Origin of the sequence: Actimicrobium antarcticum, from assembly GCF_039536745.1 — a bacterium.
Classification (GTDB): domain Bacteria; phylum Pseudomonadota; class Gammaproteobacteria; order Burkholderiales; family Burkholderiaceae_D; genus Actimicrobium; species Actimicrobium antarcticum.
Map to the genome: position 1 here is coordinate 103,617 of NZ_BAAAZE010000002.1, position 23,003 is coordinate 126,619.

Annotated in this window: 9 protein-coding genes; 5 read left to right on the forward strand and 4 right to left on the reverse strand. The window is 64.6% G+C overall.

Annotated elements, in window-relative coordinates; genetic code table 11:
• Positions 1–64: 64 nt before the first annotated feature.
• Complete coding sequence (locus ABD720_RS01765; protein ID WP_344761493.1) at positions 65–979, reverse strand: LysR family transcriptional regulator; 915 nt, start codon at positions 977–979, stop codon at positions 65–67.
• A 306-nt stretch (positions 980–1,285) separates the two neighbouring features.
• Between ABD720_RS01765 and ABD720_RS01770 the strand changes: the two genes are divergently transcribed.
• From ABD720_RS01770 to maiA, 5 genes are all read left to right on the forward strand, one after another.
• Positions 1,286–3,631 carry a cytochrome P450/oxidoreductase gene (locus ABD720_RS01770; protein ID WP_344761494.1) on the forward strand — a complete coding sequence of 782 codons (2,346 nt, stop codon included), beginning with the start codon at positions 1,286–1,288 and terminating at the stop codon, positions 3,629–3,631.
• Positions 3,632–3,666: 35 nt separating this feature from the next.
• Positions 3,667–5,028, forward strand: coding sequence for an MFS transporter (locus ABD720_RS01775; RefSeq protein ID WP_344761495.1), 1,362 nt, complete (start codon positions 3,667–3,669; stop codon positions 5,026–5,028).
• Positions 5,029–5,154: 126 nt separating this feature from the next.
• Positions 5,155–6,483 carry a homogentisate 1,2-dioxygenase gene (gene hmgA / locus ABD720_RS01780; protein ID WP_344761496.1) on the forward strand — a complete coding sequence of 443 codons (1,329 nt, stop codon included), beginning with the start codon at positions 5,155–5,157 and terminating at the stop codon, positions 6,481–6,483.
• Positions 6,480–7,763: a fumarylacetoacetase gene (gene fahA / locus ABD720_RS01785; RefSeq protein WP_344761497.1), complete on the forward strand. Its 1,284-nt coding sequence runs from the start codon at positions 6,480–6,482 to the stop codon at positions 7,761–7,763. The genes hmgA and fahA overlap by 4 nt, the downstream gene beginning before the upstream one ends.
• A 10-nt stretch (positions 7,764–7,773) precedes the next feature.
• The gene (maiA, locus tag ABD720_RS01790; protein WP_344761498.1) at positions 7,774–8,415 is read left to right on the forward strand and encodes a maleylacetoacetate isomerase; all 642 of its coding nucleotides are present in this window, start codon (positions 7,774–7,776) and stop codon (positions 8,413–8,415) included.
• 142 nt (positions 8,416–8,557) lie between these two features.
• On the opposite strand, the gene ABD720_RS01795 is transcribed toward maiA, so the two are convergent.
• Genes ABD720_RS01795 through ABD720_RS01805 form a run of 3 tightly spaced genes read right to left on the reverse strand, consistent with a single transcriptional unit; the run spans position 8,558 to position 22,930 of the window.
• Entirely contained in the window at positions 8,558–11,716 is a 3,159-nt protein-coding gene (locus tag ABD720_RS01795) for a phospholipase D-like domain-containing protein (RefSeq protein ID WP_344761499.1), read from the reverse strand.
• 55 nt (positions 11,717–11,771) lie between these two features.
• Entirely contained in the window at positions 11,772–15,707 is a 3,936-nt protein-coding gene (locus tag ABD720_RS01800; RefSeq protein ID WP_344761500.1) for a hypothetical protein, read from the reverse strand.
• On the reverse strand, positions 15,704–22,930 hold the full coding sequence (locus ABD720_RS01805; RefSeq protein ID WP_344761501.1) for a hypothetical protein: 7,227 nt from the start codon (positions 22,928–22,930) through the stop codon (positions 15,704–15,706). Before ABD720_RS01805 ends, ABD720_RS01800 begins: the two co-directional genes overlap by 4 nt.
• Positions 22,931–23,003: the final 73 nt, after the last annotated feature.

Below are 23,003 nucleotides of genomic sequence, written 5' to 3' on the forward strand. Positions count from 1 at the left end.
GAGCCCCTTTCCACATGACCCGGAAGCATCGTCACCAGACGCGGGTAAACGACAAGAAGCACGGTCACAGGGACTGCTCAGCAGGCCAGCGGATGTTACAAAAACTGAAGAGAAAAGCCATGGCACTTTCGGCTGCGGGAGACAACGAGCGACCTCCGCGCGTGAGGACGAAGAAGCGTCGTTTCACTTCCGGATCGCGCAGCGGGCGCATCTCCAGCTTGTAGAGTTCTACCAGCGAATTGGCATACGGGATGCAGGCAGTGACACCCAGCCCGCTGCTGGCCATGCTGAGTGCCGTCGACATGAACGCCACTTCGTGGGCTGGCGTCAGGGTCAGGTCCAGAATCGCCGCATGCAAGTCCACGGCAATACGCTCCGTAAAATGACCTCGCAGCGAGATGAAGGGATAGGCTGCCAGATCCGCCCATCGAACTTCGCTGTGAGCCGCCAGCGGATGGCCGGGTGGAAATACGACCACGAACGGTAGTTCGAAGAGCTGTTTGGCTGCAAGGTCGGAACTTGGATCCCGCTCCGGACCGACGCCGAAATCCACCTCACCCGTGATGACCTTTGGCGCGACCTCTTCGACACCGCAATCGACCAGGCGGATCGCGATCTCAGGATATTCCTTGTTGTAGGCGGCGATGAATTCTGTCAGCAAGGTGCATGACATCAGCTGTGGCCCTGCGATACGCACCAGCCCTTTCTTCAACGCCGTGACGTCAGCCACCCCGGTCAGTACCCGGTCCAGATCCTGAATGATTTTGTCGACCAGGGGGACCAGATCACTCCCGATGTTTGATAGCTGGATTCTGCGCGTGCTGCGATCCATGAGCCTTGCACCGATCGCGTTTTCGAGCTCCTTGATCAGGCTGCTCAGCGCCGACTGCGTGACGAACAGGCTTTCGGCGGCCAATGTAAAGCTGCCGGTGCGGGCAACAGCCAGGAACGCGCGCAATTGCTTGAGTGTGACGTTCATCGATTTATCTTCTAACGCTATCAAAAAAAACTGATTGAATGGCAAGTCGTATTGCAGTGTAATCGTCAGTGAAATGGCGCACGATTCGCTGCACTGTCGGATGGGATTTGAGCTCTGTCACCGCCTCAGTTGAGGAGGAAAAAGGCGTAGCAACGATAGCACTCTTGCCGACATCGCCGCGGTGATCCACACCTGCATGGTCCGCCTTTTTCCAGTTCAGGCTCCTGATGCCTGCCTGAGCGTGCCGATTATCGGTGTCGAGTCACTGCGCAATGTGCTGATGCACTTTTAAATAGAAAGACAAGCATGTCAAATGTCGACGCATCCCCCCGCAACAATGCATGCCCTGTCGGGCAGTTGCCAGTCTCCGGACAGCGCGCACCTGACGGGTGTCCCGTGAGCGCACGCGCCGCCGATTTCGATCCCTTCACCGACGCTTACCAGCAAGATCCGCCCGAGTACCTACGCTGGGCCCGCGAGCAGGAGCCGATCTTTTTTAGTCCTCAACTGGGCTACTGGGTGGTCACCCGCTACGACAGCATCAAGGCCATCTTTCGCGACAACATCACCTTCAGCCCCTCGATCGCCCTTGAGAAGATTACGCCGACGAGCGACGAGGCCAATGCGGTGCTCGCGTCCTACGGCTACGCAATGAACCGTACGCTGGTCAATGAGGACGAGCCGGCGCATATGCCGCGGCGGCGGATGTTGATGGACCCGTTCACTCCCGAGGCGCTGAAGCATCACGAACCGATGGTGCGCAAGCTCGCCAGGGAGTACGTGAGCCGGTTCATTGATGACGGCAGAGCCGATCTGGTCGACCAGATGCTGTGGGAAATCCCGCTGACGGTGGCCTTGCACTTTTTGGGCGTCCCCGAAGAAGACATGGATACGTTGCGCAAGTACTCCATCGCGCATACGGTCAATACCTGGGGCCGCCCGCAACCCGAAGAGCAGGTCGAGGTGGCGCACGCGGTTGGCAACTTCTGGCAATTTGCCGGCAAAGTGCTGGACAAGATGCGGCAGGATCCGTCGGGCGACGGCTGGATGTTCTACGGCATCCGCAAGCAAAAGGAGAATCCGGAAATCGTTACCGACTCCTACCTGCACTCGATGATGATGGCCGGTATCGTCGCGGCGCACGAGACCACTGCGAATGCGACCGCCAACGCAATGAAGCTGCTGCTGTCGCATCCGGATGTGTGGCGCGAGATAGGCGAAGACCCTAGCCTGATCCCCAATGCCGTCGAGGAATGCCTGCGCCACAATGGATCGATCGCGGCCTGGCGGCGCCTCGTCACGGCGGATACGCAGGTCGACGGTGTCGATCTGCCGGCTGGCGCCAGGCTGCTGATCGTGACATCGTCGGCCAACCACGACGAGCGCCACTTCACGGATGCGGATCTGTTTGACATTCGCCGCGACAACTCGGTCGATCACCTGACCTTCGGGTACGGCTCGCACCAGTGCATGGGCAAGAATCTGGCGCGCATGGAGATGCAGATCTTTGTGGAGGAGTTTGCCCGGCGCCTGCCGCACATGAGGTTGGCACAACAGACGTTCAGCTATGTGCCGAACACTTCGTTTCGCGGTCCCGAGCACTTGTGGGTCGAGTGGGACCCGAACGCCAACCCCGAGAGAAAAGATGCCGGTCGACGTGCGTCGACGATGCCGATCCGCGTCGGTGAGCCGTCCAGGCATGCCATCACGCGGCAGGTCATTGTCGACAGTGTCACACCGGTCGCGGAGGGCATAGTCAGGCTGCGGCTGGTGGCGCCCGATGGCAAAGCGATGCCGCGCTGGACACCGGGTTCCCACATCGATATCGACTGTGGCACGCCCGACCTGTCGCGCCAGTATTCGCTGTGTGGCGATCCTGCCGAAACCAACGTGCTGGAAATCGCGGTGCTGCGCGAGGATCAGGGCCGTGGTGGCTCGACCTGGGTGCACACGCAGGTCAAGGCTGGCGATCGACTCACGATGCGCGGCCCGCGCAACCATTTTCGGCTCGATGAAGATGCCGGCAAGATTGTCTTTGTTGCAGGCGGTATCGGCATCACGCCGATCAGCGCGATGGCGCGCCGCGCCAGGTCGCTAGGCATCGACTATCAGCTGCACTACAGCGGACGCAGACGCAGCACGATGGCATTGCTCGATGATCTGGCGGCGCTGCACGGTGATCGCCTGCATGTCTACGCCGGCGACGAACGACACAACGACCTGGCCGCGCTGCTGCGCACCCCGGAATCGGGCACGCGGATCTATGCCTGCGGCCCGGCGAAGATGCTCAGGGCGCTCGAAATCTGTTCGGCGCATTGGCCGGACGATGCGCTGCGTACCGAGCATTTCGTAGCGACGAAGGGCCAGCTCGACCCTGCAAAGGAACACGCCTTCGAGGTCGAATTGAAGGATTCGGGTCTGGTCGTCAAAGTTCGGGCAGACCAGACCATGCTGGCCGCCCTGCGCGCCGCAAATGTCGACGTGCAGAGCGATTGCGAAGAGGGCCTGTGCGGCTCCTGCGAGGTGCGCGTGCTTGCGGGCGAGGTCGACCACCGCGACGTTGTGCTCACTCGCGCCGAACGCGATGCGAATAACAAAGTGATGACGTGCTGCTCACGTGCCCTGGGTGGCAGGCTCGTGCTTGAACTTTGAACCGCTACATACAAAAACTACATCAGGAGATTGCAATGAATAGTCGTAAAACGATCGACATATCCGCGCTGATCGATGCCAGCAAGATCAGCTCCTTTCAAATATGGCTGCTGATCCTGGTGGGAATGACCGTCGTAACCGATGGCTTCGACGTCCTCGCGATGGCGTTCACGGCCCCGGCCATCATTCAGGAATGGGGCATCAACAAGGCTGCATTGGGCGCGGTTTTTGGCGCCGGTCTGTTCGGCATGCTGGTCGGCTCGCTGACCTTCAGCGTACTGGCCGACAAGATCGGGCGCCGTCCGGTTCTGATCTGGTGCAGTGTCTTTTTCGGTGTGTGCACGCTCATTACCGCGCAGGTGACGACGATCCCGGAATTGATCGCCATACGCTTTATTGCCGGCCTGGGACTGGGCGCGATCATGCCTAACGCGATGGCGCTGGCCGGCGAGTTCAGCCCCAAACGCAGTCGCGTGACGCTGATGATGTACGTGTCGTGCGGATTCACACTCGGTTCGGTACTGGGCGGTCTTCTGGCGTCGGCGATGATCCCTGCCTGGGGTTGGCAATCGGTGTTCTATCTCGGTGGCGTGATTCCGCTCGTGATTGCGACGCTGATGTTTTTTTATGTGCCCGAATCGCTGCAGTTCATGGCGATGAAGGGCGTGAAACCCGAGATACTCGCGGCCAGTCTGCGCAAGATCGATCCCACCATTCATATTGACGCCGATACACGCTACGTTCTCTCCGAACCCGGCAAGAGCGGCACGCCGATGCTGGAGTTGTTTCATGGCGGCCGCGCCAAGGCGACACTCTTGCTGTGGGTGGTCAACTTCATGAACCTGCTCGATCTGTATTTTCTGTCGAGCTGGATTCCGACCATCGCCAAGAGCGCCGGGATGACGCTGCAGAACTCGGTGCTGCTTGGCACGTCGCTCTTCGTCGGCGGCCTGATCGGCACTCTGGTGATGGGTCCGCTGATCGACCGTATCGGCTTTTACAAGGTACTGGTGCCCGCCTTCGCCGTGGCCGCCGTCTCCACTGCCTTGATCGGGCAGCTGGGCGGTTCGTTGCCACTGCTGTTTGCGGCGGTGACGGTGACGGGGGCTTGCATTATCGGTGGGCAGCCCGGCCTTAACGCACTCGCGGCCACCTATTACCCGACGGCGCTGCGCTCCACCGGTATCGGCTGGAGCCTGGGCATCGGTCGCTTCGGTTCGATCGTCGGACCGGTGGTCGGCGGTCTGCTGATCGGCCTGAACTGGAGCACTAGCGCCATTTTCATCGCCATCGCCGTGACCGCAATGATTTCGGCAGTGACGTTGTTGCTGATGGGACTGGAGACGCGTGGCAAGGCCATGAAGCCGTTTGGCGAGGCAGCGTCGATGTCGCATTGAGCTGTGCAGACGACCGTGCCACATGGACCGGCGCGCTCGCGAATTCAGCAAAATCGCCATGTAGCCCAATGTTCAAGCGCGTACGCACTATTCATTTAACAGCATTCTTTATTCCACGAGGATCTCATGTCATCCGTACCTTCCTCCGAACTGCGCTACCAGAGCGGCTTCGGCAACGAATACGCCAGCGAGGCGGTGGCCGGCGCGCTGCCCCAGGGGCGCAATAGCCCGCAGCGTGCGCCCCTGGCGCTGTACGCCGAGCTGCTTTCGGGCACCGCCTTCACTGCTCCGCGCCACCAGAATCGGCGCTCCTGGCTCTACCGGCGCCAGCCCTCGGTGGTTTCGGGCCGCTACCAGGCCTATTCCCAGGCACGCTGGACCACCGGCGCCGAGCGCGCGAGCGCGCTCGCGCCCGAGCCGATGCGCTGGCACCCGCTGCCACTGGATGGTGCTGAAACGTCCGGGGCCGACTTCATCGACGGCATGCATACCTTGGCGGCCAATGGCGACGCCGAGGCGCAGGTCGGCATCGGCTCGCTGATGTACCTGGCGAACCGCTCGATGGAACGGCGCGCCTTCGTCAATGCCGATGGCGAGCTGCTGATCGTGCCGCAGCAGGGGCGCCTCGTCATCACCACCGAAATGGGCGTGCTGCATGTCGCGCCGGGTGAAATCGCGCTGGTGCCGCGCGGCGTGGTATTCAAGGTCGCGCTGCCCGACTCGGACGCCGGACACGGTGCGTCGCGCGGCTACGTCTGCGAGAACTACGGCGCCCAGTTCCACCTGCCCGAATTGGGTCCGATCGGCTCCAATGGCCTTGCCAATGCGCGCGATTTCCAGGCGCCGGTGGCGGCCTTCGAGACAGAACCCGGCGCGTACGAGCTGATCAAAAAATTCGGCGGCCACTTCTGGATAGCGCCGATGCAGCATTCGCCCTTCAACGTCGTGGCCTGGCACGGTAACCTGGCGCCGGTGAAGTACGACACGGCGAACTTCATGACGATCGGTTCAATCAGCTTCGATCATCCCGATCCCTCTATCTTCACCGTGCTCACCTCGCCCTCGGACACACCTGGCACCGCCAATTGCGACTTCGTGATCTTCCCGCCGCGCTGGCTGGTGATGGAGGGCACGTTCCGTCCGCCCTGGTACCACCGCAACCTGATGAGCGAATTCATGGGTCTGGTCCATGGCGAGTACGATGCCAAGCCGGGCGGCTTCAAGCCGGGCGGTGCCAGCCTCCACAACAGCATGGTGCCGCACGGCCCCGATCAGGAAGCCTTCGACAAGGCCAGCGCGGCAGACCTCAAGCCGCAAAAGCTGGACAACACCCTGGCCTTCATGTTCGAGAGCCGCTACCGTTTCATTCCCACGACCTGGGCGCTGCAAAGCCCGGCGCTCGATACCGACTACGCCGACTGCTGGGCCGGCCTCCAGGACACATTCAAGCCATGACCGACATCAACGAAACCCACGATCCCAAGCTGCGCAGCTGGGTCGAATCCGCCAACAGCGAGCACGCCGATTTTCCGATCCAGAATCTGCCGTTCGGGCGCTTCAGGCGCGCAAACAGCGACGACCCGCTGCGCATCGGCGTCGCCATTGGCGACCAGGTGCTCGACCTGAAAGCAGCCGGGCTGGTCGATCATGCCGACATGAATCTGCTCATGGCGGCGACGCCGGCCGAGCGCCATGCGCTGCGCAAGGCGATCTCTGCAGGTTTGGCCGAGGGCAGCGGCAAGCAGGTTGTATGGGCCCGGGCGCTGACCGCGCAATCGGCCGTGACAATGGCCGTTCCCTGCCAGATCGGCGATTACACCGATTTTTACGTGGGCATTCATCACGCCACCACCGTGGGCAAGCTGTTTCGCCCGGACAACCCGCTGATGCCCAACTACAAGTGGGTGCCGATCGGCTACCACGGACGCGCCTCGTCCATCGGCGTCAGCGGCCAGCGCTTCAGGCGACCGATGGGACAACTCAAGGGCGAGGCCGCCGCGCCGGTGCTGGGCCCGACGCAGCGGCTGGACTACGAGCTTGAACTCGGCTTTTTCGCCGGCACAGGAAATGCGCTGGGCGAGTCGATCCCAATCGGTCAGGCCGAACAGCACCTGTTCGGTGTCTGCCTGTTCAACGACTGGTCGGCGCGCGACATCCAGGCCTGGGAGTACCAGCCGCTCGGACCCTTCCTTGCGAAGAATTTTGCCTCGACGGTGTCGCCGTGGATCGTGACGATGGAGGCGCTGGCGCCATTTCGCGCGGCACCCTTCGAGCGCCCGGCCGGCGATCCGCAGCCCTTGCCTTATCTGGATAGCGCAGCCAATCGCGAAAGTGGCGCGCTCGACATCAACCTGGAGGTCTGGCTGCAGACCGCCAAAATGCGCGCGGCCGGCGAGGGGGCGGTACGCCTGACGCGCGGCAATGCCAGGCAAGCGGCCTACTGGACACCGGCACAACTCATCACGCACCACACGGTCAATGGCTGCAACCTGCAGCCGGGCGACCTGCTGGGGTCGGGCACGCTGTCCGGGCCAGAATCCGATCAGGCGGGGTCGTTGCTGGAACTCACGCTGGGTGGCAAACAGCCGATTACCTTGCCCAATGGCGAGCGCCATGCTTTCCTGCAAGATGGCGATACGCTGACCATGCGTGGCTGGTGCGAACGTGCAGGTGCCGCGCGCATCGGGCTGGGAGAGGTCAGCGGGACGGTACTGCCGAATGCGAGTCCACTCTGAAAGCGATCTTATGCTCAAGCTTCATACTTACTTTCGCAGTTCAGCGTCGTTTCGCGTTCGCATCGCCCTGAACCTCAAGGGTCTGGCCTACGACACGATTCCGGTGCATTTGCTGGCTGACGGCGGGCAGCAAAAACGCCCGCAATTCCGCAGCCTCAATCCGATGGGGCTGGTGCCCGTGCTGCAGGACGGGCCGGAGACCGTGACCCAATCGCTGGCCATCATCGAATACCTGGAGGAACTGCATCCCGAGCCGACCCTGCTTGGCCGATCGACCGGCGAACGCGCCCGCATCCGCGCCGTCGCGCTGGATATCGCCTGCGAGATTCATCCGCTCAACAACCTGCGCGTGCTGAACTTTCTGGTGGACGAATTCGGGTTCACGACCGAGCAGAAGAAGCGCTGGTACCAGCATTGGGTGGAAACCGGGCTGGCCGCTGTTGAGGCGACCTTAATGCAGCATTCCACCGACTTCTGCATTGGCGACACGCCGACACTGGCTGACTGCTGTCTGGTGCCGCAGGTTTTCAACGCCATGCGCTTCGACTGCAATCTGGCGCATGTCCCCAGGGTGGTGGCCATTCACGACCACTGCATGACGCTCGACGCCTTTCGCCGCGCTGCACCGGGCGATCAACCCGACGCGGCCTAGCGGCTCGCCGCTGGCGAGCCCGAGTACGTGCCCGACCGGCACGGCATGCCGTTACCGTGAAGACGCCGAGTACCAGGTGTCTGTCGCCAGACACCGTGGTGGTGCAGTGGACGTTCGACCCGGATGCAATGTCCTGTCCGTCTTACCCTTTGCTCAGAAACGATGCCAGCGAGCCCAGCAGCGTCGCGCCATCCACGCCGTCCGGATCAGCCACATCCAGAGAAGCCGGCAGCACATCCGGATTGTTGCCGTCCCAGAGCGGTTTGATATCGCCCAGTCCGCCTTGCTCCAGCAGGTTGCGCACCACACTGAAGGCGCTGCGCGGATGTTCCAGCGCGACCCATTCGGCGCTCGCACCCAGAGGCCCGGTGGCCACCGGAATGCCCAGTCGCGTGGCCATCAGCGTACGCCGGAAATCACGCAGCTTTTTTGAGTAGCCCTCATCGATGACCCGGTCGAACGACACCAGATCCGCTGCGCCGTCAAAGGTCATGCCGCGCCGCCGAAAATGGCTGGTGCCGACCAGGCTGTAGACATCATCGACCACGATCACCGACGAGCGCATCGCCGTGTAGCGTCCGGGAAAACCGACCGGATGACAGACCACCAGCCGGCTGCGCAACGCCAGCGGAAATGCCGCGACCAGATTCTTGCGTGCGGCCAGCGCCTGCTGCACGAAGGTCTCGAAATTCATCGGCGGCGGGCTTGGTGCAAAGTCGGTTTCGCGTGGCAGGACGATCACCACGCGCAAGCCCTTGTGGGCGGTCATGCGGTCGATGATGACCTGGGCCAGATCCAGCGCGTGTTTTTGTGGTGCGGCCGGGACCGCCGTGCGGGCGAATTGCGCACCTTCGAGATAGATCAGTTCGCGCGCTTCGCCTAGCGCCCGGCGCAGTGACCAGAGCGCATCGCGCCGGCCGTTTTTGGCCACGAAAAATTCACGCCGCACCTGCGCCAGCAAGCGATCGCCATTGACCAGATTGATGGTGGGCGGCGTGCCACCCGGATTGATTGCGTTGCTGATGAAGTTGACGATGTCCTGCACCGACGTGGGGCTGGCGAAGGCGCTCTCGGGTGCCAGCGACAGCTCCGGATTTTCGCAAATCCCGGCCACGGTTTGCAGTGCCGCACCCATGCCGGTGCCGGCGTTCGGCGCGGCATCGGTGGCCGCTGTCACGGGTTCATTCATCGTGTTGCCGGCACCGAATACCAGCCAGCCATCCAGCAGCACCGGCGCACCCGGAAATGGAATCGGCGGTTTGGCGCGGCGCAACGCATGCCAGGCAAAGTCATACGCCAGCGCACCACTCACGCTGGCCCCGGCGGCATGCACGTCGGGACCGGCCGGATTGCCGGGATTGCCGGTCTGGTGCGCTGCCGAGCGCGATTCCGGCATCCAGCGCGCGCCGGTCACGACTGCCTGCCAGGACAGCGCGCCATTGGTGGCAGTCGCATCCGGAATGCCGGCGGCCACCACCGTTTCAAACCGCGCCATCAACGGCAGGCGCGGGCCGGTACGGGGGACGCTTTCCGAGGCCAGCCCGCGCGAGATGGCGGCCAGCGTGCCGCCGCCAACCGGTACCACGCTGCGCGGCAAACCGAACAGCGGCACCGCGCACCAGCCCTGCATCGATGGCGGCACCAGCGGCAGGCGGTCGATGCCGCCGAAGGCATTGACGACCGCTGTGCCGCCGCCGGTCAGCGTCACGCGCAGGCCGCTCCACAGCCGACGCGTGCCCATGCGCGGCGTGATGACGATATCGACATCCAGCGCCGCACCGGCCGGATGCGGATCGCCGGCGCCGAGCCCGAGCGGATTGACCAGCAGGATGTGCAGCGCGCTCACGCCATCGGCTAGTGCTGCGCCGCCATCACCGCGCACGAACGACGGCTGGTTGCCAATGCTCTCGATCTCGATGAAGCGTCGGGTATAGATGCGCACGTGGGCGTCTTTGGGCGTGGCCGCGGCAGGAATCGTGAACAGCACGTCGAGCGACGGCAGCGGCAGCCATTGCGCCGTCGCGCCAGTGGCCGGCGAGACATTGACCGCTGCGCCAGGGGCACCCGCCGCCGCCGGAAAACCCGGCCAGCCGACCGTGGTGCCGGGCGCCGGAAGTGGCGGCAAACCGACCGCGGCAAAGGCCGGCGAACAGGCCATCACCATGCCGCTGCCCGCCGCCGCAAACCGTGCCAGCACGCCGTCGACCTGCGCCAGTGTTGCGACCCCATCGACGGCATAACTGATCGCAATCCGGTCGCGTACCGGCGGCAGGATGTCGGTCGGGGTATTGGCGTCATCGCCGGGGATCGCATTGCGTGTGGTCTCCAGCCGGTTGCCCAGCAGATGCCAGTCGGGGTCGACCACGACGACCCGCAGGAACTGGCGCGGCAGTACCGGGGCGGCGGTGGTGGCAAACGGTGGCGCTGTCAGTGCGGCGGGCAGGACGGGCAACGCCAGCGGCGTGCGTGACAGGGTGCCGCGTGTCGCAAAACCGAATCGCAACTTGCCGCCATCGCCGGCATCGGCGGCGATGGTCTGGTTCGCGGCCAGCATCGCGTAGCCGGTGCCGTGATCGACCGGATTCGTGGTCGCTGGCGCGCCCGGTGTGACCAGGTTCAGGAAATGCGTGTTCAGTGTCTTGCGGTACAGGTTGCCATGCAGGTCGGCGAACTGCACCAGGTTGCCGGTCGCCAGTGCGCTGATCGGTGTCAGCCCGCCGGCGTCACCGGTGGCCCCGGTCGCCCTGGCATACAACAGGCCGGGCAATGCGCTGACCAGATCGGCAAACATCGCCGCCACCGCCACCGGGCAAATGATCAGCCCACGGCTGTCATGGAACGACACCACCACCGGTGCCGGCAGCGGCGTGCCGAGCGGCGCCGGCACCGGGTCGCCGGCTTCGATGCGGCGCGGGGTCTCGTTGGGCAAGCCGCCCAGCCGCAGCAGCATCGTCACCGGCAACGGATGGACCAGTTGCACGGCCGGTGCATAGCGTGCGCTGGCCAGCCGGAACAGGCGTTGCGCCGCATGCGGATGCAGGCAAATCACGCCGCAGGCCGCGTCGATCGGCAAGCCCTGCGCGTCGGTGTAGTCGTGTCCGTGCGGCAGCCAGGTCAGCAGGCCCAGGAACGGACTGGCCAGCTGGGTGACCGACAGCGTGAGTGCGGCGGCATTGAAGCCCGGCAGCGCATTGGCGGACCAGCGCGGTGCCAGCAACAGCGCGGTCAGTCCGAGCGATTCGAGCCCGTCGCTTTGCAAGCGGTTCTGGGCCTGGGCGGTAGTGAACTGGGTGATGTTCATCGGGCATCCTGATCAAAAGTGGCGCACCGGCGCGGGCTGCTGCAAAGGGTCTCGGTCACGTCATCACCTGCTCGGCAAAGCGTCCGTCGGGCGCGGTGATGCGCACCGTGATGCTGCTGGCCTTGCCGTTATAAATCAGGCTGTAACTGGTGCTGCCATGGACGCTGTTCTGGCGTTCGAGTTTCCAGGGATGCGCGGGCGTCGGTGCGGGTGCGCTGCCGGACAACGGGATGTCGCTCAGTGCTGCCTCGATCGTGATGGACTTGGTACCGGCGGGGCCGATCTCGATGCCACCGATGCCAGCGATCGCACCGATCCCAGCCCCGCCCAGGCTGATTTCCTCGACCAGCGGTTTGTGCAAAATCGCTGCCACCGAGCCGCGCGACGTGCCGGCCGCCGTCAACGCCGCGCGTCCCATCAGTTGCGGCCTCGGCCGGATCACTGGCTGTACTGGCGGCACCGGCAACACCGGTTGCGGGCCGATCACTTTGCCAGGCAGTTTCAGCGTGATGCGAATGCGGTAGCTGCCGCCAGCGCGCGGCCCCGGCGGTGCCGTCGAGCGCCAGTTGGCATTGATGCCCATGCCGACATGAATCAGCTGCAGGTCCAGCACATCCGGCAGCGGATCGACCGGACCGGCGGCGATCGTGATGCTCTGTTCGGTCATGCGACCGAGCGGATCGGCCAGCCGCACGATACAGCCGATCTGATCATCGACCGAACCACGCTTGAGCAGTACCGCATAGCGCGCGGGTACGGCCGGCAACAGGCTGTCGCGCCACAGGCCGGTGCCCGCCGGTGCCACGGTGTCAATGGCGTCCAGTGTCTGCAGGGTCTGCAACAAGGTCGCTTGCGTGGCCTTCGACGGACCGTTCAGCACCGCGGCAGTGACACCGAGCTTGTGCGGCCCGAGTGCGGTGACGGCAATCGGCGCGCTGCTGGTGAAGTGCAGCAGCACATCCTGCAGCGGACCACCGGACCATTCGGCACTGATCGCCGACAGGTTGGGCGGGCCATCCGGCGGGATTACCAGCGACATCGCATTCGATGGCGGTGAGCGTCCCGGTAACAGCGCGCGGTCGTCATCCTTGTGGGCCCAGGCCACGGCGCGATACCAGAGTTTTTTCCAGGAACCGTCCGGGTTGTCGGTGCCGCTTGCGCTGTCCAGTGCAGCTGGATCGGCGGGGTGGGGCGTGACTGTCCAGCTGCCGGCCGTGGCGGCAATCGTCGCCACCGGCGGCCCCATCGTATCGAGTTGCATGGCGGCGGCTTCGACCCGTGTCCGATAGAGTTCGTAGCGGCTGACGGCAGCACCGGGCTGGCTGGTCAGGTCGACGTGGACGGCAAATTTCGGCAGGCCTGCAGGTCGGTCGACGCGGCGGATTTCAAGCCGGGGCGCGGCCGGACTGACGATGCCGGCGGCGGCGATGGCGAGGATGCGTTCTTCCGCTTCGGCTGCCGTTGGCCAGGCCGATTCGATGTTGCCGGCGTTGACCGCGACCATCGTGTAGAGATGGATTTCCCGCGTGCCGCGCGGCAGGATCAGGTCGGTGGTGGTGACCTTCAGCGCTTCGGTATTGAGTCGGGTAAACACGTGGCGGTGCGTGTCGATGGCCAGCAGCCCGCGCAGTACGGCCAGCCGTTCGGTGTAGGTCCGGGTGGGGTCCGGTGCGGGCGGCGTGGTCGTGCCACCGGCGGCACTGACGGCGCCGAGGATGGCGCTTTCGGTCGAGTGATACACAAAATAGCCGACCGCACCGCTACTGGCCGCCCACGCGACCCGTGCATGGTGTTCGCCACGGGCATCGGCCAGGCTGGCCCGCTGCACCAGTTCGGGGGGTGCCGGGATCGGTGGAATCGGGTCGGAGGCATACGCCACGTTCGGACCGGGTTCGATGGCAGAACCCGACACCAGCGGCGCCAGCCAGGCGCTGGTTCGCAGTGGTGCGGCACGTTCCTGCACGCGCGACCAGAGCGCAACACCGACGTGACCGACGCTGCTGTAGTCCAGGCTGAAACCGCTGATCGTGATCTTGTAACGGCGCACATCGTCCTCGCCAACCGGCCCCGGCGTGACCGGATGGCCGTCGATGTCGAAGTAATCGACGCTGACATTGGCGGGCAATGCCGTGGCACTGTCACCGGAAAAATTGATCAGCAAGGGCGCGCCCGGCACCGCTGCCATCGATGAATGGATACCGGCCGGCAGCGACAGGTCGGGCGGCGGGGTTGACGAGCGCTGTGGTGCGGCAAACAGGCGGCAGCGCAGTTCGATGTTGTTGGGACGCCGTACTTGCCAGTCCCAGGCCAGTTCGATGGTCAGCGTGCCGGGACAGATGCGCCCCGACCCCGGCACCGCGGCGTCGAGCGCGCATTTCAGGATGCGCGGCCGGTCCGGTGCCGGTTGCATGTCGGTGTAGTCGACCGTGCCCCAGTGCGACCAGAGTCCCCAGATATCCTGCAACGCGATGCCGTAGCGTTGCGCCAGACCGGCGGCGCTCATCGGCAGCGTCAGGCCGGAATCCACACCGGAGTGGCGGCCCTGCTCTTTGTCCTTGAGGTTGCGTGTCAGTGTGATCGGCGCATAGCCGCCGCTGGGCCGCTCGCGCATGATGGCGGTGGCGACCTCGGCCGCGTGCGCCGGGTTGGCGCGGGCCATTGCGAAGCTGCTGGTGGTCAGCATTTTCAGGCGTGGCAAGCGACTCCATGAGACGCGCGACGCGCTGGTCCAGGGCAGGTCGGCGGCGGCGGGCCGGTCGCGTGACTGGACCTGGGCCAGCAGGCTGGCCGGCGTGGGTGGTTGCACCGGCAGGGTCGCGCCGATGGCCAGCGCAGCCATCTCGATAGCGGCGGACTGGCCGTCGATACCGTTGTCCCAGTTTGCCGTGACCATGAAATCGGCGAGCCGGTTGCCCTGGGTGCTGGCCATGGCAGCCACCATCCGCGTGTCGATGGGCGCAGCCGCACCGATCAGACCGGAGACTTCATACGCAGTGCCAAAACCCAATGTCAACGCCATCAGCGGATCGGAGCCCGCCGCAACGAAGGTCAGGCCAAGTGGCGGCAGGCGTGCCTCGGACGGATCGGACAGCGTGCCGCCGGAGCCGGTCGGGCCGGGGATGGCGATGGTGTCGCGCTGGCGCGGTTGCAGCACCGACGCCATTTTCATGACCGGATGCAGGCGCGGCAACAGATCCTTGCGGACTTCCTTGATGAGCCCGTCGAAGTCCGGCAATTGCCAGACAGGTGCCGGATTGAAGCCGATGCTGGCATCCCAGCCGAAGGCCGGTGCACCCCGCCGCAAACGGTCGCGCGCTGCCTCGGCCGGAGTCGTGAGTGCGCCGACCAATCCCTGTTTTTCGGCATGCCGTTCCACATCCGACCAGTCGCCCTGGTCGACCGGCAGGCCGACGATTTCGAGCTGTCGCCAGTCGTCGGCATTGGCGTAATCCACTGCGGTCACGCCCACGAGTTTGGTGACACTGACGCCGGCATCCGAACTGATCGCCAGTGCCGAGATGGCGGTGCCGGCCAGCACCACGCCCTGGCTGCCGGTCGACACCGACGCCATGCTTTCGATGGTGTCGATACTGGCCGGCCCGTTCAGCGCGATCACGTTGGCCGCGGTACCGGCGACAGCTAGCGTCACCTGCACATACACCATCGGTTTGCCGAACCACCAGACGATGGTGGCGCCATCCTGATTCAGATACGTAAAAAAGGTCAGTTCCCTGGCCTGCTTGAGCGACGGTTGCCGGGTCCAGACGATGAACGGTCCGCTCGGCATGCCGATGTCGGAGTGCGGTAACGACGGCGAGAGTTGCGGATTGATCGACCAGCGCAGTTGCGCGACGGTGGTGCTGTCGAGTTTGCGGCGCGGCCAGTCCTTCAGCCACTCCTGGGCAGTTTCGTCGCGCGCACGGCTGATGCGCATCCAGTCGGTGACGGCGGCTCTCGCATGGAAACGGAATGGATCGACGATGCGGGTCATGCTTCCTCCCAGGGTGCGCTCAGCAGCGAGACATAAGTGATCTTGACCGGATCGGCCGGTACCGTTGGATCGGCCAGATAGGGCTCGGTGAATTGCTTGCGCTTGATGCCCAGCGCCAGTCCCTTGCCGCGACTGCCGGGTTTCAGGATGACGATGGCGCGCTGCCCGCCCGGTGCCGGGATGATCTGCGCGACCACATCCGGCGCGCCGGCCAGTTGCTGTAATTGCAGCCATACGACGGGCTTCATTTCATAGCGTTCGGGCGCGTCCGGAATCGCATCGATGACCTTGGTCGGGATCAGCCGGCTGCGCCAGATCGGTTCGGGCGAGTCGATGATGACCGCCACCGGTTGCGGAATCGCCGCCGGTGTTGCCTGCTCCCACAAGGCGATCAGGCGCGGTGCGGTTGGTGTGCCCATCGGTTCGAGTCCGGCCGCCAGCATCGCTTCATCGAGCTGGCTGCCTTGCGGATCATGGCTGGCGAAGGTCGCTGCCAGCGTGGCCAGCTTGCCCGGTTGCGCATAGCGATGTTCGGGCCGGGTGCCGAGGAAGGTATTGGCAAATTCTCCCAACGTGCCGTATGCCGAGGTCGAGAATGCGCGCCGGAAGACCAGCTTGCCGACGGTGTCGTCCGCTGCGCCGAGATCGACGTATTCGATGTCGACCACGTAGTCGGTGTACGGGTCCAGCGGGATCGGGATATCGATCTTGCTGTGATGGCTGACCGTGACATCGATCGGCACGCAGGGCTTGTCCCTGAGCAGGTCGCGCACGCTCTCTTCCCATGGCGACAGGATGCTGCCGGGCAGTTTGACCAGCGTGTCGGCCGTGATCGGAAACGGATGCGGCAGCGCCGGTGTCGACACCGGCCGGCGGAACGAGGCGGCCTTGATGCGCACCTGCAGTTTCTTGCCATAGGCTTTATAGAGTTCACTGACATCGTTGGTGGCAAACACGAACGACAGCCGCTCCTTGCCAAAGACGTGGCTTTCACCGTCCTCGGGGAAGGTCACCAGCACCCACGGATCGAGCGCTTGCGGCGGTTGTGCATCGGTGCGGAAATGGAATGTGCGGCTATCCGTTGTGGCAGCGATGGCCGCCGTGTCGGTTGCAGTTGGCCGGGCGTCCTGGGTCGATTGCCGGACCTGCCAGGTCGCCTTGACCTGATACGCCGTATCCGGTTGCAGCAAGGCGTGGCCCGACGCATCCTCGGAAAACGCCGCCTCCAGTGCGCCCCGGTTGCGCTTGACGGTCTTGTCATCCCAGTCGTGGCGACGCACTTCGGCACCGCCCATGAACTCGATCGCAGCGACGTAATACGGCCGGAACAAAAAGCGCTGCTGGTCGGTATTGAGTGCGACTTTGCTGGTCTGGCCGATCTCGATCGTGTGCACCTCGCCATGCGCTTTGAGTTCGACCAGCACGGGTACGTAGGCTTTCTGGCTGGCGCCTGCAGCGCCACCGAGTCTGGCGAAGAAGCCGGCCGCCAGTTGCACATCGTCGTGCCATGGTCCGGACAGGCTGAGCCATTCCGGCGGGATGGATTTGGTCGGCACGATATCGGTCACCGAGACGGCCTGTTCGTCGAGCAGCTGGCCCTTGCTGTCGCGCTGGCGTATCAGCAGCGACTTCTTGAGGACCAGGCTGGTCAGCACAAACAGCAGCAGGCGTCCGGCCACGATATCGCCACAGTGCAGCACCACCGAATTGAACAGTTCCGGCGGCGCGAAGCCCAGGGCTTTCCATGCTGATTCGATCTGGTCGGTGTCGTCGGGGTTGCCCAGTGCCACGGTGCGGCCGTCATCCAGCAGCGGACTGGCCAGCGCCTTGGCCTGGCAACGCGCCGGTTGGGTGCTGGCGCCGGGGGCCGTTGTTGCTGTTGTGGTGGTCGTGGTGGCGGCGGGCGCATCGGCCAGCGTGGCGCTCAGCAATTCGGCGCGCGAGATGGCGATGCCCGATTGCAGGCGCGCCGCGGTGGCAGACCAGCTGATCGGCATGTCCGGAATGACATCGACTTGCTTGCGGCCGGCCACCATATCGACCTGTTCGCGCACCTGCTCGCGCTGGTCGAGGCTGGCGGCGCGACGTGCTGCAGCGGCGTCCAGTCGCACTGGCACTGGCACGGAGGCGGATATGGGTGCTGTTGCTGTTGTTAATTCTGCCGCCACCACGCGGATGTCTGCCAGTCGTGTTCCCGGGGTGATCGGCGTCACCGGAGCACCCGACACGCCGCGCCCCGGAATGCGCGTTGCGTCGCCGGACGTGGTGTCACGCGGGCACGGCGCTGCCGCGCCATCGACAAAGGCCGGATAGATCCCGCGCTTGCGATCGATGATCTCGACGCCGCAGCGCCATCCTTCGGTGACCTGCAATGTGGTCGCCGGTGCTTGCGACCGCACGGTGCCGGCCGGATCGGGCCAGGCTTCACCATCGAGCAGCCAGCCTTCGGCGGACGGGCCGAGCGGCTCAAAACGGAAGGTCCACAGCACCGAGGTCGGCGGCGCTGCCTGGTCACAGACCGTGCCCCAGCGTTCGTCGATGGTGTCTTCCTGAAATTTGCTGCGGGTGAAGGCTTTCGGCGTGGCTGTCGGCACCCACGACAACAGGGCCAGTTGCACTTCCAGGTTGTCGGCAGTCGGGTCTTTCAGAGTCCACCAGACCGACGGCGTATCGCCCGCACCGATCGGGCCGATCAGTTCGACCGCGGTCAGGTCGTAACGCACCCAGTTCTTGCCCTGCTGTTGCCAGCCGCCTTCTTTCGCACCCGGGTCGGCCAGCGGCGCCTTGCCAAAAAACGTCAGCGTGTCGTCGATCGGCGGCACCGACAGCATCAGCACCGGGATGGCGTCGATCGGCACCACCGGCAGCTCGCCCGCCGCACTCTGTGGCGCAGTCCCGATGGCGCCATCGATCGGCCTGCCGGTGCCGCTGCCAAGCACCAGGGCAGGGGAGCGCGAAACCAGTTTCAGGTCGCGCACCAGCGGCGGGGCCGGCAATTGCGGCACGCTGCTGGCACCCAGATGGAAACTGACGCAGCCTTCGATACTGAAAAAGAACAGGTCGATTTCACCGCAAATCTCGCCGTCGATGCTGGAGATGCGCTTGCGCAAACCATCCGGCAAAAGCTCTTCGCCGACATCCACCACCAGTTCGGCATAGGCGCTGATGCTGATGATGAACAACACCAGTTCGCCGCGGATGAACAGTTTGCCGGCCAGCCGGAATGGCTCGAAGCCGATCACGGCATCGAAACCGGCGCTGATGCGCAGGTACAGCCGCACTGACACATTGCCCCACACAAAAGCGGCGCGCAGGCCGGTGCCGATGGCAAAGCCGTAGACCTGCGGCAGGCTGGCTTCCGGGTAGGCCGGCAAGCCATCGCCGGAAATCATCAGATAGCCGGAAGCATCGATGACGCTGAGGATTTTTGCCTGGATCGGATCGCTGCGCTGGCCCAGATACAGGTGCCAGTCAGTGCCTTTTTTCAGGTTGAAGAAGGCTTCGACCGGGATGCGGATCTTGATCAGCGGATCGACCGTGTAATCGGCGACGATGCCGATGGTCAGCGTGCCGCGTCCGGCGTCGAGGTCGATGACGGCCAGCAAATTGCCTTCGGCATTCTTGTTCTTGAGTGCCGGCATCGGTTGCAGCAGGCGGGCTTTCATCATCAGCAGGATGCGCGGTCCGGGCAGTTCCAGCAGGAACACGCCCTTCAGATTGAACAGCACGCTGCTGCCCATCGTGCCGACCGTGGCACCCACGCCGAAGGCCCAGCGGTCGAGTTGCGGTGTCCATGCGGCCGGTTTGGTCGGGTCGCCATCGGCGCGGTTCTTGAGCCAGTCGAGCGCGATCGTCGGGCCGCTCAGGCCGGCTTCATCGCGACCGTAATTCATGGCGAACATGCCCAGGAAGCCATAGATGCCCAGCCCCGATCCCCCCAGCGGAATCGCGACCGGCAATTCGAGGTCCATGGCGACGAACACGCCGGTCGCGCCGGGCAGGTTGGCGATCTTCAGGGTGGCGCGCACGCGGGTATTGATCGGTACCAGTTGCAGGTCGAGGCTGCCGCCGATTTCTTCGCCGAGTTCGAAGTTGCCTTTGCCGATCAGCACGCCCGGGATATTGACGCCGGCGCCGAAGGCGGTCAGTTCGACCGCGACCGGATCGTTGAACTTGATGCGCACGCGGGCGCGGTCGAAGGTGATCACGCCAAGGTCGACATTCAGGCCGAGGTCGATTTCAAACGAGAGCGGATTGGTGCGGGCGATGCGCGCGCCCAGGATGCGGATCAGCTGGCCGAGCGGGTCCGGCACGCTGATCGCACCCGGACTCGACAGGTCGATGGTGTAGCCCTTCGAGGCATCGAAGACCGGCCGGAACTGAAAATTGCGCTCGCCGGGGCTATTGCCGAAACGCATGCCGATCGCCTTGTAGCGCACCACCAGCGGCGATTGGCGCGGGATCGTCAGCAGGCTGATGCCACCGATCTGCACATCGGCCGACAGCGCGGTTTCGACATCGGCCAGCAGCGCCACTTCGGTGCCGTTGGCGCGCTTGCGCACCGTGATTTCACCGCCCCACAGGATCACCCGCTCGACATTGAAAAAGCCGGCCTGCGCCAAGCCGGTCGCCAGCGCCACACCACCCACGGCCAGCACCGCCGGCACCATGTCGCCGGAGGCCGGATTGGCGGGCGCGGTGGCGTCGAGCAGCGGCGCAAACAGGGCCGTCATGCCGAGCAGGTTGCGGCCGAAGTTCGGGCCTTGCAGCGGTTGCCCCGGCAACTGGCCGGTCATCAGCAATCCATCCCGGTCGGCCGGATCGGCACCGAGATAGGCCAGCGCGGTCCAGTCGCCGGTGGCGTTATCGATCTGGAACACGATGCGCGCCTTGACCACGCCATCGGCCGGGTTGCTGCCCATGCCGCGCAGCGTCGGTTCGGCAGCGGCGCTGCCACCGTTTTGCTGGATGAATTGTTCGGACGGCGTGTTGATGTCGAATTCGCCATCGATTTCGACGGCAACAAACTCGTCGCGCACGATGCGCACCTTCGCGCCGAGCGAGCGAAACCAGCTCGGTGGGGTCGGATCGGTCGGCGCCGGATCGGGCGTGTGCGGTGGTTGTACGGGCGTGCTGGTCGCCCCGCGCGTGACGGTGCCGGTGGTGACCGTGCCCGCCAGAGGCGCCGCGGGCAGCACGGCGTCGGCGCGCCAGTGGGTGCGACGGGTGGCGAGGTCGGCGCTGCCGGTCGGGCCTTTGCCGAGCAGCGTGAACGTGAAGATCTTGGCGGGATTGATTGCCCGCAGGATGTGGCCGAATGCTTCGGCGCGGCGGCGTGACAGCAGAAAGTTGTAATCGAGGTCGTTCGGATCGTCTTCGTTGCTGGCCCAGCCGGTGATGGCGATGGTGGAACCGGTCGGTATCGCATTGACCCGCGCCGTGTAGGCATCGCTGACGCGCTGTCCGGTGAACGGGCTTTCCGGTGCGGCCGTGACGGCTGCACCGGTGCTGGAATTGTCGGGGTTCAATGCGTACGGATTGCCGACCGGGCCGAGCGTGCCGGGCAGGCCGGTGACGTGGTTGATCGTGGTGGTGCTGTCATGCTCGGGCAAATGGAGATTGGTCGGCCGGTCGAACCGGAAATAGGCGCTGACGGTGTCGGGCCCTGCACCAACCGCCTGGGTGGTGGCCTTGACCGATGCCGTCTCATTGGGCCCGAGCGGAATCGTCACGCTCGCGCCGGTCGAGGCGACCACGGCACCGCCGGGCGGCTTGCGCACTTCCCATGCCGTCAGCGCGTCGGGCGGATCGAGCGTCAGCGAAATGGTGGCATCAGTGCGACTGAGCAGGCTCAGTGACGGTGCGCCAACGGCCACCGCGTCGCGCGTGATGGTGTCGGTCGTGAAGCTCGCTGGTGCCACGCTCGCCGCTGCCGGCAGCGCATTGCCGGGGCGGGGCCCGGCGGTGATGGTGAGGGTTGCCGGCGTGGCCGGTGTGCCGCCATCGGTGACGCTGATGGCGATCACGCCGGCGTTGTCGCTGCCGAGATCGACATCGAAGATGTTCGGTTGGCCCGCCACCGGCGACAGGGTTGTTCCGTCCAGCGTGGCCGTGTACGTGTAGGGCGGGCGTCGTCCGGCGGCATCGACCACCATGCGGGTACTTTGCGGCAGCATCGCGCTGGCGGTGGTGCCGGTGCGCGTGATGCCGAAGGGCTGGTTGCCGGGGCCATAAAAGCGCGCCGAGACGCCCAGCGCGCTGCCCTGATTGATCACGGCCAGCGCAAAGTCGCCGGTGATGCCGGGCGTGTTGCCCAGACCAATGAGCAAATTGCTGGCGCCGGCCGACACCGCAAAATCATTCATGCCGTTGGGCGCGACGAATAGCCGCACCACCGGCAGATACAGGCCGGTCCAGCTTTCATCGTAGCCAAACTGTTCGAGGATATCGGGTGGCGTGTAGCCATCCGACAAATCCAGCACCGCGCTGCGAAAGCCGAAACCGACCACCCGCGAATCTCCGATGAAGGCATACGGCGGGTCCATCGTGATCAGCTCGGCGCTGGCCAGATCGCCGCCATCATCGAGTCCTGCCGCTCCCACGCTGAGGATATCGAACGCCAGTACGCCGGCGGCATCCTGAGCCAATTGCATGCGCAGGCGCGGCAATGTGAACGAGACCACCGGATGCGCCGGATCGGGTTCCAGCAAGCCGTCGGCGCGCAGCAGGGCGCCTTTGAGCATCGGCGGGCGCAACACCACGGTGGTCAGCAACATGGTCAGCGTGAACTGCGCGCCCGGGTAATCCGAGACCGGCACATCGAGCGGCATCGCGTCGATCACATTGAACACATTGGCGGTGCTGGCGGGTATGCCGGTGGCACCGGCGATGATGGTCGAGCCGATCCGCGGAGCGAAGAATTCGAAGGCGATCTGCGTATCCTGAATATCGATCCAGGGATCGCGTCGGGTGGGGTCGTCTTGCGGATGGATGCCGCCGGCCACGGCGGTGACGGTGAAGCGCGCGTTGGGCAAGTCCAGTACCGGCCGCGCCGAGACGGCAAACTTGGCAACGCCGCGGATGGTGTTGCCTTCGGCGGAACCGGTCGCTTCGTAGTGATCGACGTAGATCGCACCGAGCGCTACCTGCCAGTCGCCAAGGGTGGTGCCGAGTAGTTGATAGGGCGAAATCAGGTCGAGCAGCGATAGCGCGGTTGCAGGCATTGCAGTCCCCTATTATTGGTGACAGGCAGACAGCCGCCCAAGCCACCACGCGTGTTACGACGCTGGCCTTCGG